The organism is Cupriavidus sp. GW823-FHT06D04 (assembly GCF_058795055.1).
The window spans coordinates 1-13,067 of the sequence record NZ_JBXAHL010000040.1 but is presented as its reverse complement, the minus strand read 5'-3'; the positions used below and the strand labels follow the sequence as shown (position 1 = coordinate 13,067).

The 13,067-nt window shown below is 62.7% G+C and carries 10 protein-coding genes; all 10 read left to right on the top strand.

The features are described from left to right. The 10 genes from AC1Q7H_RS32725 to AC1Q7H_RS32680 all read left to right on the top strand — a co-directional run bounded on the left by AC1Q7H_RS32725 (position 1) and on the right by AC1Q7H_RS32680 (position 12,560). The gene (locus AC1Q7H_RS32725) at positions 1 to 1,287 is read left to right on the top strand and encodes a TraI domain-containing protein (protein WP_492316512.1); all 1,287 of its coding nucleotides are present in this window, start codon (positions 1 to 3) and stop codon (positions 1,285 to 1,287) included. A gap of 4 nt (positions 1,288 to 1,291) precedes the next feature. Further along, the gene (gene traD / locus AC1Q7H_RS32720) at positions 1,292 to 3,148 is read left to right on the top strand and encodes a conjugative transfer system coupling protein TraD (RefSeq protein ID WP_492316511.1); all 1,857 of its coding nucleotides are present in this window, start codon (positions 1,292 to 1,294) and stop codon (positions 3,146 to 3,148) included. Positions 3,149 to 3,154: 6 nt separating this feature from the next. Next, positions 3,155 to 3,661, top strand: a complete 507-nt coding sequence (locus AC1Q7H_RS32715) for a hypothetical protein (RefSeq protein ID WP_340526937.1) — start codon at positions 3,155 to 3,157, stop codon at positions 3,659 to 3,661. After that, positions 3,633 to 3,878 (top strand): hypothetical protein, encoded by a 246-nt coding sequence (locus tag AC1Q7H_RS32710; RefSeq protein WP_492316510.1) that lies wholly within the window; start codon positions 3,633 to 3,635, stop codon positions 3,876 to 3,878. The genes AC1Q7H_RS32715 and AC1Q7H_RS32710 overlap by 29 nt, the downstream gene beginning before the upstream one ends. Before the next feature lies 1 nt (position 3,879). Then, a complete protein-coding gene (locus tag AC1Q7H_RS32705; RefSeq protein WP_492316509.1) occupies positions 3,880 to 4,497 on the top strand; it encodes an IncC plasmid conjugative DNA transfer DtrJ family protein in 618 nt (205 codons plus the stop codon). A 78-nt stretch (positions 4,498 to 4,575) separates the two neighbouring features. Further along, a complete protein-coding gene (locus AC1Q7H_RS32700; protein WP_492316508.1) occupies positions 4,576 to 5,427 on the top strand; it encodes an ATPase in 852 nt (283 codons plus the stop codon). A gap of 59 nt (positions 5,428 to 5,486) precedes the next feature. Beyond that, complete coding sequence (locus AC1Q7H_RS32695) at positions 5,487 to 5,657, top strand: hypothetical protein (protein WP_492316507.1); 171 nt, start codon at positions 5,487 to 5,489, stop codon at positions 5,655 to 5,657. Next, the gene (locus AC1Q7H_RS32690; protein ID WP_492316506.1) at positions 5,647 to 7,353 is read left to right on the top strand and encodes an ATP-dependent helicase; all 1,707 of its coding nucleotides are present in this window, start codon (positions 5,647 to 5,649) and stop codon (positions 7,351 to 7,353) included. The genes AC1Q7H_RS32695 and AC1Q7H_RS32690 overlap by 11 nt, the downstream gene beginning before the upstream one ends. 427 nt (positions 7,354 to 7,780) lie before the next feature. Beyond that, a complete protein-coding gene (locus tag AC1Q7H_RS32685) occupies positions 7,781 to 8,314 on the top strand; it encodes a helix-turn-helix transcriptional regulator (RefSeq protein WP_492382147.1) in 534 nt (177 codons plus the stop codon). 2,386 nt (positions 8,315 to 10,700) lie between these two features. Then, positions 10,701 to 12,560, top strand: a complete 1,860-nt coding sequence (locus AC1Q7H_RS32680; protein ID WP_492316504.1) for a site-specific integrase — start codon at positions 10,701 to 10,703, stop codon at positions 12,558 to 12,560. Positions 12,561 to 13,067 lie beyond the last annotated feature (507 nt).

The window sequence follows — 13,067 nt, the reverse complement described above, 5'->3', positions numbered from 1 at the left end:
ATGAACCAGCACCTCCCCCAGGACGCCGAGACACTGCTCGCCTCCCACGCTCAACGCATCGCCCTGATCCGCCAATACGCCAACGAGGCCAACCCGGCCGAGTTCGACGCAAAGTGGCTCTCGGTGCTGCGCGCCTGCGCCAACTGGTTCTCCACCATGCCGCTGCAGCCCGAGCTGCATTCCGAGCCCGGTGGTGCGTTCCGCGCCACGGTCGAAGTCGCCTACTTTTCCATGCGCCTGTCGGGCGGGCAGAAGTTCGCCGCCGACCAGCCCTCGGAGCGTCGCCGCCGGCTTGAGCCGCAGTATCTGTACGCGCTCTTCCTAGCCGCGTGCTGCTCGTGGCTCGATGAACCCTGCCGGCACTTCCATTTCGTGCGCGAGGATACCGGTGAACAGTGGTTGCCCGCCGCGCACGGCGCGTTTCAGCCGTGGCTGGCGGGGAGCCCCTACCGTGTGATCCGCCTGGAAGTGGCTTTGCCGGTGGAGCGCATGCGCAGCGCCCTACTGGCCCGCTCAATTCTTGGCGCCGAATCGTTGTCGTGGCTGGAAGGCCCGGTGCTGTCGGAGCTGTTCGGCGCGATCAACCCAGCCCCGATGCCGACCGGCTTCGAGGCTCAGCTGCATAAGATCGTGCGCCAGGCCGTTGCTGCCGCCCGCGACTACGAGCAAAAGGCACGCCGCGCCGTCTTCGCCCCCGACCCCACCGTTCCGCCGTCGGCCGAGAAGCTCGCCGCCGCGCCCACACCCGGGGCGCAGACCACCAACACCAAAGCCAGCCTCACCGCCCAGGTCCCGGAGCCCGTTGCGCCGACACTGAGCGCGGCGGCAGGCGCGGCGGCCCTGTTCCAGCCCCCTGCCGCGGCCGAGCCGGCTGCCGCATCGACACCCGCCAGCCCGCCGCCTGCTACGGCGCCCACAGCCCCTACCGCCCCGCCGACGTCAGCACCAAGCGGGCCCGCACCGGCCGCCATCGATGCCGCCGCACTTGGCCGGGCACGCCGCGACACGCCAGATCCGTTCACCGTGCTGCTGGGTGGCTCGCGCATGATGAGCGAATTCTTCCGCGCGCTCGCCCAGGACGTGACGGCGGGCAAGATCAAGGTCGCTTGGGCCGAAAAAGGCCTCGTGCTGCCCAAGAAAATGATCGGCAACTACGGCATCGCCAGCGACACGCTGATCGATAACCTGCGCAAGCTGTCGCTGCTGTACGCGGTCGAAGGGCCCGACCTGGTCCTCGCAGAGCGCATTGGCACGCTGATTCTGCCCCGTCCCAACACCCCGGCCTGATCCCATGGTTCGCTATATCAATCACTTCCGCCCCATGTTCGAGGCCCGCGCCGCTGCCGGCTGGGCGCTGGGCCTGGTGCTGATCGCTGCCTCGGGCATGCCGCACGCGGGCTACTTCGCCGCGCTCTGCACTGTCATGCTGCTGCTGCGTGGCACCCAAGTATGGCGGGCACTGGCTTTTCGGATGGCGATTTCCACGAAGTGGCTCGCCAAGATCCGCATCGACCAGTTGCTCGGAGAGAGCGGCCAGCTGCGCAAGAGCGACGACGCCATGTACCTCGGGACAGGCTTCGAATGGACGCAGAAGCATTGCCAGATTGCGCACGACATTCTGCGCATGCCCTCCACTGAGATCCCGGGCCTGCCGCGCTGGCTGCCCACGCCAGTTGCCAGCGCCATCGAAGCCAGGTTCGGCCCCGCCCATAGCATTCGCGACCTGACGCCGCAGGGCCAGTCGTGGATTCACGGGATGGAACCGAAGAAGGTTCGCGTGCCGCTGCACTACAAGGCGCTCGGCGGCCATACGGCCGTTGGCGGAACCACCGGCGCGGGCAAGACCCGTACCTATGAAGTCATCGTGACACAGGTGATCCACAACGCCGAAGACGTTTTGATCATCATCGACCCCAAGAACGACCGCGACCTAAAGGACCGCGTCAAAAGGGAGTGCGAACGCACCGGGCGCAAGTTCCTGTACTGGAAGCAGGCCGCGCCGTCCGAGTCGATCCGCCTGAATCCGCTGGAAAACTGGTCGCAGCCATCCGAAATCCCCAGCCGCATCGCACAGCTGATGGAGGAAGGCCCGTTCCGCGACTTTGCCTTCCTCTTCATCGACCGTGCGGTCAAGGGCGAACTGTATGTCGGCGACAAGCCCAACCTGCGCTCGATCCTCAATTACGCGCAGTCCGGCATCAACAGCCTGCTGGAACGCTGCCTCAAGCGGTTCTTCCCCGAAGCCGGCATGGCCGACTGGGAGGACGAGGTCAACGGCTTCATGCAGAAGCTTGGCCAGAAGAGCGGCGCGACACTGCTCGACGGCATGGTGCAGCTCTACCTGCAGCGCTTTGCCAACGTCGGGCGCGGCCACGAATCGCTCGACGGCCTGGTCTCGACCTTCACGCATGACCGCGAGCACTACATGCGCATCATCGCCTCGGCACTGCCGCTGCTGCAGATGCTGGCGACCGGCGAGACCGGCCTGATGCTTGCACCGAAGGCCGACGACTTCGAGGACGACCGGGAAATCTGGGACATCGACAAGATCATCAAGCAGAAGGCCGTGCTGTGCGTCGGGCTCGATTCCATGTCCAACAGCATCGTCGCCAAGGCGATCGCCTCGATGATCCTGTCCGATATCGCGTCCGTGGCAGGCACCATCTACAACTTCTATGACAAGCCGCCCGGCGTGGTGCTCATCATCGACGAGGTGGCCGAGGCCATCAACGAACAGGTGATCCAGATTCTCAACAAAGGGCGCGGCGCAGGCTTCAAGGCCTTCGTGGCGTTCCAGAGCCGGTCGGATTTGGAGGCAAAACTCGGTAACGCAGCAAAAATGCTGCAGGTTTTGGCGAACTTAAACAACCAGATCATCTTACGATTGGAAGACACCGATACGGCGCAGTGGTTCTCCGACAAGGTGGGCGAAACCGGCATCACCAACATCGTCCAGTCCAACACCACCAGCACCGGCAGTGAGGCCCACGTGGGCGAATTCAGCGGGTCGGTGTCCCGTTCGCGGCAACTGGAGAAGGTGCCCCTGATTCCGGTCCGGCTGATTACCCAGCTGCCCAACCTCCAATATTTCCTACGGGTCTCCGGTGGCGCCGTCTACCAGGGTCGCATTCCCATCATCGAAGGATAAGTTTCAATGACCAGCCTGTTTCGCCAGATCGTCAAGGAGCACAAGCTCTCGGCCAAGCTATCGCCCGTCTTCATCTGCTTTCCCGAGCTCGACGACGTCTGCACGCGGCTCGTGGACTTTATCGGACTGAACTTCATCGTGCGCGACGAGCCGCTGGTGAAGGAAATGCTGGTGGATGCCCTGGCCGGATTCAAGGCCGAGCGCAAAGACGGTTCCGGCAATGTCGCTTTCATGCGCGGCCTCTTCGGGCGCTCGCATGAACTGTATGCCAAGCGTTATGCCGCCTTCAAGGGCGAGAAGTATGTCGTCTGGGCGCCATTCCTGGAACCGATCCCGCTGTTCGAAGCTCGCCAAGCTCCGGGCTATGTTTGCCGCATGGTCGATGAGCCGTGCCCAGAGCCGATCACGCCCCGCAGCGCCGCATTCCAGCTCGCTGCCCGCGTCCTCAGGGGACCCACCTTCCGCCGCTATTTCGAGGAATACGATGTCACTGGCCAGCTCGCTCATTGCTAAGGTCGCCCGCGTCGCGCCGGAAGAGGTTGCCAAAATGCGCACATGGGTGCGCGCCAGCGACGTTGATGCACCGGTGCCGGCGCAGTTCGCCCAAGGCCGTCACGCGTTCGCGATGGCACTGGTGAAGCTCGAACAGGACCGCCCTTCCCAGTTCTGGGGTGGCCTGCTCGCGTTCATCGCCATTCCGTGCCTCGCCCTCCATTCAATGCTGCGCTGATATGTCTAACAGCCGATTCGTTTCCCACCTGCGCCTGTGGCTGATCGTCACGCCCGTGTTGCTGGCGACGCTCGCGCCCATGCTGCCCGATGACAGGCACTTCGAGATCGACACGTCCGAGCTGGCCTCGGTCGAAGCACTGTTTGGGGAAGACCGGGCCGATGACCTGGCCAGCCGCGCCAACGAACGGTTCCGGGCGTGGTTTGTCGACTCTGGCGCAATCCGCCGCTCCTATGCCGGGTCTGCCAACCAGTCGCTCATCAGCGACGGAGGCACCGCCGGCATTGCCTCGGCGTGGATGCGGCACCTCTGGATGGAGCTATACCGCGCCATCTACCGTGCAACGGTCGCCGGCAACTGGGCATGGGGCGCCCTCTTCTTTGGGGCGGCCATGCTCAACGACGGCGCGGTGCAGCGGCGCATCCGGGCCGCCGCGGCCGGGGTCGCGAGCCCGTTGGGCTTCCACCTCGCCGCGCACGGCCTGCTGATCGCGCTGGGGGTCTGCGCTTCGGCCCTGCTGCTGCCAGTGTCGCTGCCGGCCGGCGTCTGGACGATTGCCGCGGCCTGCGTCGGTGCCCTTGCCTGGCGCCTGGCCGCGTCGTTCCATGTGAACCGGTAGCTGTACTCGCATTCAACACAACTTCACGCATTCAACGCGGATCACCCACCCGTGGGAGTCCATTTAGGAGAAAACCGCATGACCACCATCACCGACACCGCCACCGTTGCCACCGTCCAGGACGACATCCCGCTCGCCGCTGAAACCGACACCCTGGCTCTCGCGGCCCCCGGCGTCACCGACGGCGCGGACGATGGCTCGCTCGAACGCGAACTGCAGGAAATGGATGCTGCAGCGGAGACGCTGCGCAAGGAGGGCCTGATCTCGTCGGCGGAAGCCGAAGAGAAGAAGGCAGAGGTTGCCAACACCCGCAAGCGCTTCCGCGAACTGAAGCCGGAAGACCGCGCAGCGATCGTCCGCCGCCGCCGCGAGATCGGCGTCCAGATCCTGACGCGCCAACTGGCTGGCGCCGCGGTGGTGCCGGTCGCCATCAAGCTGAACCACACCCGCCTGCGCCCCTTGTTCGAACAATGGTGGCCGTTCATGAACCGCATGAGCATCAACCTGCAGCGCTTTGGCGTGGCCACGTACAGCAAGGCCGAGCTGGCCACCGTCGAAGCGTACTTCGAGAGCGCCCTTTCCCGCCTGGAGGACTACGTCGACGAGCAGCTGCGCGTGGCCGAGGCGCTGCGCACCCAGCGTGAAGCCGAGATGCGCGCGAAGAACGACATTGTGTTTGAGCCGTCGGTCACGCTGCCGTCGTTGAACCTGACTGTCGAAGCCTACTCCCGGTTCTCGATGCGGGTACTGGGCGTGCTGGCCAAGTTCGACCGAGCGATGGATCAGTTCGATTTCATGGTCTGGAACGGTATTCGCGACCAGACCGATATCAACGACGAGGTGGCGCGCTTTCTGCGCACCTTCCACCCGCTCGGTCTGCGCAGCTACATGACCCACCTGAAGCTGATGACCACTGTTCGCGGCATCTGAACCTGACGTGCCGCCGCTGGCCGGCGGCCCCCTCGCAATCCCAACCGGTTGACCATCCTATGAGCCTGAAGAACGCCACTGTTGAATTCCAGACCGACGTCGATTCATTCGGCGAAGGCATCGTAATCGTGCATGTCGAGAGCAACGGCAGTATCGTGATCCGTGACGCCGAAGGCATCCACTGGCGCGGCGTCGAGGATCATATCGTGGTACTCAACCATGCTCGATGAACTGAATCCGGCCCAGCGCGAAGTGGTGGAGCTGCGCCGGCATTGCGTTGCAGTGGCCTGCCCTGGAGCCGGCAAGACGAAGACCATTGCCACGAAGGCCGCGATGCTCCTGTCAGAGCCCAACGCGACCGTTGGCGCCGTCACCTTCAGCAAGGATGCCGCCGTCGAATTGCGCGACCGTATTGCGACATTGGCTGGCGGTAACGCCAAGAAGCGGCTTATGGCGGGCACATTCCATTCGCTCGCCTACAAGCAGCTCAGCAGCGGCGTCGAGGGACGACGCGATATTGCAACCGATGGAGATCGCATCGGATTGCTTACGCAGGCGCTTTCTGACACCGGCTTGGACTGGAAGGTAGAGGACGCTGTCACTGCCATCGAGGCCATCAAGACAAACTTTGGCCAAGTCCAGGCAGGGACAACCGAGGAGGTCCTGTACCGCGCCTATCAGGATTCGCTGGAGCGCAATGGGAAGATCGATTTTCAGGACATGCTGCGCTTGGCGGTCGAAGGCATGCAGCGCGGCACGATCGCGCCTTACCCCCTCACCTATCTGCTCGTTGACGAATTTCAGGATACCGATCCGCTGCAGTACCAGTGGATCGCGCTCCATGCTCACGCAGGCTCAATTGTGACCGTCGTAGGTGACGACGATCAGAGTATTTATGGCTTCCGGTCGGCCCTTGGCTTCCGTGGCATGGAGTCCTTCATTCGGCAGTTTGATGCGCAACCTGTGGTGCTGGGCAACAACTATCGCTGTCATGCTGAGATTCTTGGCGCTGCCGACAAGATCATCCGCAACAACCGCGATCGGATTCCGAAAGTCCTCGTCGCTCACAAAGGCCCAGGCGGCGATGTAGCCTTCCAAAGGTTTGCGGACGAATACGCCGAGGCAGTCGCCGCAATGGAACACCTCGCGCCTGCGCTCTCCCAAAGCCAGTCTGCGGCAATACTGGCCCGTACGAATCGCATCCTCGATCCGGTCGAGGCAGTCTGTCGCTCCCACGGCATCAAATACTTCAGGGCATCGGGAAAATCTATTCTCAGCCGCCCTGAGGGTGCCCTGATGTGCACCCTTCTGGAACTCGTCCAGAAGACTAGGAAGGCCGGGATCGACGCATTGCTCTCGTTCGTGGGTGTCGGAACGCATGAACTGCGACTACTCCACAACAGTGGCAAGACCACCGGCGAGCAGCATCAGAGGAAGGACCTGGTCGAATTGGGTCTCTCCGAGAATTCGGCCGACAAGTATCGGGAGCTAATGAAGCGTTTGGCTGAATGGCGCGCGCTCTGCGACCGGCAGTTCTACTCGTTAGTTTTGGAGGGTGTGCACGAGTGGATGATGCAGCACGCAGGTGCTGATCAGGCCCGCCGCGCCATCACGACGACGTATGACGTGCTGTCGCGGTTGAACGGTCCCTTCTCCGATCGCTTGGAATTCCTGCGGCGAGACAACAACAAGCCGGCGCCTGATGCGCTGGTGCTGACGACGATGCATAGCTCGAAAGGCCTCGAATGGGACCGCGTCTGGATTATCAGGGCGGAGGAGACGGTGGTCCCCGACGAGAAGAGCACCGAGGCTGAGGAGCGCCGCCTCTTCTACGTAGCAGTGACGCGTGCCCGGCAGGATCTACGGGTATCCATGACCAAGAAGAACCCGACTTCCAGGTTCATCCTTGAAGCCGAGCTTGGGTGACTTGGTACGTGTCTTGCGGTTGAGTAGAGACTGCTCGACGAGATGAGCAATTGCAGCCGCCGATGTCGAAAACAAGAAGGTACTGCACGCTACCCCGCATTACGCCGCCGGCGAATGTTGGCGCACGGCGAATGGAACCCGCCGATCGAGTCGCCGATGCCTGCGGCGCCCTGCAGGCGCCCAATATTATTCGCGCGGACCCTTCTGGAGCTAGCGCGACCAATTGCATTTTGGAGAAGTTGTCGTTGAGCCCGTAGGCACGCCCCAACAAAAAAAGCCTGGAGTCCGCCAACTCCAGGCTTTTAATCGGCATTGACAACAGGCGTAGCAGGCTTCGAAACCCTCTTGACTCGTCCAACAACAAGACAGTCCAGGTTTATGAAGCGTTGTCAATGCTCCCCACAAGTTTGCGCATTGATCGAAGAAAATGAGATATCGCTTCGACGGGCTTCCTATTGCCCGAAGAACAGCAACGTGTGGCGGTGCGCCGCACTCTCCGGCCGCTGTCGAAAGCAGCGGTTCGCAACCCAAGGCAGCCAGGTGCGATGCCCACCGGCTGCCGGAGCGGATTCTCAGAGCGATCGCGTTGGTCTACGAGTCCGATGGGCTCCGGGCTTTACACATCACCAATCGCCAAGTCTTGGCAACGCTCATCCGGTTCGCCCTGAACCAGAAGGATCCCACCTCGCTCGCCTTCATAAAGAAGGCAACGATTGCGCAGCATCTTGCGATTAGCGAGGCCACTGTCTATCGGGCGCTTGGTGTACTTGAAGATGCCGGGCTTATTGAGCGTGAAAGGCAGCAACGCACGAGGGTGCAGCTCGAGGTCGTCGGGCGGATCGGGTTCACCGCAAAGTTGCTACAGTGCATTGGGCTCGCTGGCCGGGAGCTGGGGTACCCAGAACCTCGAACGGGCTCCGACGTGTCGCCCAAGCGCTGCGTGTCTCGCACCGGTGAGTGACGTAAACAGACCCAAGCAGTCTTCTACGAAGAAACATTCGGGGCCGGGAGAGTTTGTGCAAATTCACGATCGGGCTGTGCCCATTGATCTAGCGCCTCTCGTGCGCGACCAAGAGCTGACGACGTCCGCCCTCTTCCTTCTGATGCGGCTCGCGAGGGAGGCCGGCCACCGACTGTCGGACGTTGTCTCGGCAGCGGGTCATGTTCTTGGGCCGCTCCGGGGACGAGAGCTGTTCGCCTACCTCAAGTCGCTCCTCGGAAAGCCCATAGACTATAGCTATGTCGTCCGAAGTCGGAAGGCCCAAGAAGACGAGAGGCGCGCAACCGCCGCGCAGGCGGCGCAGGACCGGTTGGAGGTTGCCCAACTCATTGAGCGATACCGTGGGCGACGGGTGTCTGCGCCAGACGGTCGGATCTATGAGGTCGACTCGGCGTCGATTGTGATCACCGAGGCCAACGGTCGCCGTAATTCATTAGGGCATGACCAAGCCCGTGCCTGGCTAATCGAGATGGACCGAGCAGCTGCCGGACCCTCCCCTGCTTTTCCCCCACCAAGGTCAACGAAACGGTCGTCGTCGGCCATGGCAGACGCAGCTATTCAGCGCCTTCGCAAATTGGTGGGGTGTCAGACTGGCCTCTCAAGAGGTTTTGTGCCCTGAGTTCGAGGCACATACCTTGAGCTTGCCTGCCAGCAAACGAGGGACTCAATTTTGCGACTCGCGGCATGGGCGGTCAGAAGAGGTTTGGCGAAGTGTTGGGTCTGAAGGACGGGCGAGCGTGGTGAAGGCTCTGTCGCGCGGCCGATTGCCGCTTTGTCGCTCGTTGGGATCATGGACCTGCTGCAGGTATGCGCCGCGACACTGAGCGCGGCGATCGCAGGCCGGCGGCGTTGTGCGAAGGACTACCAGCGGGATCGGCCGGGTCGCGTTACCGTTCGGCCCATCACCGCTGGCCGTGACGCCCGAGCGGATCGAACTGGTACTGCAACTTTGCGGTAACAGCCCGCGCCAGCCATAGACGTGCCCGTCGGGATGCTGCTTAAGACAGTGCTCGGTCAGCAATCGGTAGGTTTGGCTGCGGCCCATGCCGCAGGCCGCTTTGATCTGGATGTCGGTCGCGCCGTCGAGATAGAGGCAGAGGCGGATCGCTCGCGTCGCCGATAGGACTCTCTATGAAAAACCCGTGGTAGGCCAAAAGCTGTGGTTCGACTGCAGTTTGAACGGCAACGCGAAGAAATCGAGCGGCGAAAGTGACCGTCAAGTCGGTCGGCAAGAAGCGGATGGAGGTCGCCGGTGCTTTTGTGGCCCATACGGCCTTCTTTACTGATAATCCATATTATCAGTAAAGATTTTTTGCCTGAAGTACGGGGTTTTGGCGTTTCCTTGACGGCTTTCCTGGGGTTCCGAGGCCTTGATACGCCCGGCTTGGCGGGCATTTGGCTGTCCGGCGCCCGTGGCGCCGACTGCGGCGACCCGGCGCGCTTGCCGCAGCCTGGTCGGATTTGGCGGCTCGTTGGCCGCGCGATGTCCTCTCGGACTACGTAAATGATACGTCGCATTGCGCCGCGTTGGTGCCTTTTTCGTCGGGGTTCGGCATGGCGTCGCAGCCGCCCAACATATGTTTAGAGCGCACCTTGAGCCTGGCTGCCGGTTTCCGGGAGCGTCGGAGGCTATATGGGACGACGCGGACTATCACCCAGACCGAGAATCCGTGGTCGCGGTGAGCACGTACCGCGCACGGTGCGCTCTGATGGCAAAGCCAAGTGCAAATACACCGGCGTGATGGTGCCGTACAGCCGTGACTGGGAGGAGGTCGTCAAGCAGGGTGACTTCGACGCCGGCGTGAAAGCTCCGGAGCCTGACAAGACCATCGGTCGCGCTTTCATTTTCAACCGCAAAGTGTGCGACGAAACGGTGGAGGGGTGTTCCGTACGGCCGAGCTCCTTGCGACCAGCGGTGGCTACCGCGACATGAACTCGGTCAACGCGTTCGACGTGAACGACAGGCGTCCGGACCCTTGGCCAAAATGGCTGGAACAGGTGCTGCGTCGCGTGGAACGCGTTTCCGCGCACGACGACAGCGTTCGTGGCGTTCAAGAAGACGGTTACTTCGAGAGCCTGCCTGCTAACTTTGCTGTGCTGATAGACAATCCCGGCGCCAAGCCGGATGCCTCAGCTGTCCATCCACTCCAGAGGCGCCCCCGGTCACGGCCCAGTGAACGGATTCCCGCCGCTCCACGCCCTTCCCCGCCCCAAGGTTTTTTACCCCCAAAGCGGCAATCTAGAGGCGGCCAGTCTGTATACCTATCTACCTACCTATCTATTTGAATCGCTTCGGAGGGCCCTATGAATCCATTATGATTAGCGGGAGTTTCTGACCGGATGGCCCATGGCCCAACATAACAACATTGCCGAGCCCGTACGGGAGTACACCCGGACCGATTTCGCCGCCCTGCGCTTCAAGCTGCAACGCGTCGAGGGGCCGGCGATTCTCAACCTGTACAGCGAGGAGGAACTCGAAAAGCGAGGCCTCTCCTCCCCTGCCGAGCTGTACGCCTGGCTTGACGAATTGCGCGACCATCTGGTCGAACGCGCACGTCTGGCCAACCCTCTTGTTTCCAACACCCTGGACGACGCCCGCCGCCGGGGCTCCTGGCCGAAGGCCGTTCTCGATTTCATCATCAAGGCCGGCGAACAGGACAGGGCCCTGCCGAAGCTGTCGGACGGTATCTCGGTCTGGTTTCGCCCCGTGGTGTTTCGCACCTTGGCGGCCGAAGGGCTGCAAACACTGGGCGACCTGAAGCAGTGCATTGAAACTCGGGGTAGCGGCTGGCACCGGCCGATTCCGCGCATCGGTCCTGGCAAGGCGCGCGCGTTCGAGCGGTGGTTTGCGACCAACCAGGCCTCCCTGGGAAGCCTTCAACTACAGCCCGAGAAGCTACCCAACAACCTGGTTACGCTGACACCCGACGTCGCCATGCCGTTGGTGCCGCTGGAGCGCGTCTCCACGATCGTCCACTCGCTCGATGGCAGCCAGGGTCGAAACCGCAATGCCGCGTTCTGCCTCATCTCGGCGCGCAACGACCTGGAGGTGGTGCAAGCCTATCTGTACCGTTATCGCGGCCGCGACAAGACGCACCGTGCCTACCAGAAAGAGCTTGAACGCTTCCTGCTGTGGTGTGTGTGCAATCGCAAGGTGCCGCTCTCAAGCGTCCTGACTGACGAATGCGAAGCCTACAAGGACTTCTTGGCTAATCCCGACCCGGAATGGATTGGGCCCAAAGTCCCCGGTGGTCGCGGTTCGCCGCGGTGGCGGCCATTCGAGGGCCCGTTGTCGCCCCAGTCCCAGAAGTACGCGGTGCAGGTCATCCGGGCCTTCTTCGAGTGGCTCGTCCGCGTGCGCTACCTTGGCGGGAATCCCTGGGCGACCGTCGCCGACCCGGTAGTCGAGGAGAAAAAGCTGGAGATGGCCATCGACAAGGCATTGCCCTCCCAGCTCTGGCAGGCGCTCACTGCGAAAGGCGGCTTGCTCGACCGCGCGTGCGACCGTCACGATGAAGCCCGACTGGCGTCCGCCGGCGCGCTGCAGGCCAAGCAAGCAGCCACGCCCGGCGCGCAGTACCGCCTCGCGCGCGCCATCATCTTCCTGCTGGGGTACACCGGCATCCGGCGGGAGGAGGCGGCTGGCGCTACGCGCGACAAGCTGCAACCCGTCCGCGAGCAGGCTGGGGCAGCAAATGGGCTCTGGGAGCTTGCCGTGCAGGGCAAGAGGAAGAAGTGGCGCACCGTCTTCCTGCCGAAGCGAGTCGTGGATGCGCTCCAAGCGCACTGGGACGACCGCGGCCACGACTTCGACTTACCCGATGGTGTCCACGCACTGCTATCGCCCGTCGTCGTGCCGAATACGCCTTGGGCCCAGGACAAGCACTTTGTCCCAAACGAGGCGATCAGCACGCTGTCGGGAAATGGCTTCTCACCGGACGGGATTTACAAGGTCATAAAGAGTGCGTTGCTCCGGCTGGCCGACGACCAGGACGTCAGCCTTTCCCCTGAAGAACGGATACTGCTCAAGCGAGCCGCCCCGCACGCGTTCCGCCATACCTTCGCCACGCAGGCCGCCGCCAAGCTGATGCCCGTCGACGTGCTTCAGCGCTTGCTGGGTCACGCCTTCCAACAAACCACGTCCATCTACGTCCAGGCCGAGCGTGCCCGTGGCATCGACGAGGCGACGAAGTTTTTCAGTCACTGAATTCGTGCCCTTCGGCAATGAGCGCGTAGCCCCACGCTCGACCTAACTCTACGACGTCTGCTTCCCCGTACGATTGGTTAGCCGCCTCTAGCGGGTTCCCGGTCGGGACACCGCGTAGCCGCTCGGGAGGAAAGTGTTCCGTTCGGGACACTCTGACTCTCGTTGTGAAGGTGTCCGGCGGAATACTGTCTCGCGCTCTCCCGGTAGGGAAGGTGTCCCGGTCGAGACACTCGGATTCTCGCTGCAAAGGTGTCTCGGGCTGGATGCCGCTTCGCGCTTACCCGGTAGGAAGGTGTCCCGTTCGGGACATTCGGATTCTTGCTGCGAAGGTGTCCCAGCGGGATGCGGCCTCGCGCTTACCCGGTAGGAAGGTGTCCCGCTCGGGACACTCTGATTCCTGCTGCGAAGGTGTCCAGGCGGGATGCGGCCACGCGCTTACCCGGTAGGAAGGTGTCCCGTTCGGGACATTCGGATTCTTGCTGCGAAGGTGTCCCAGCGGGATGCGGC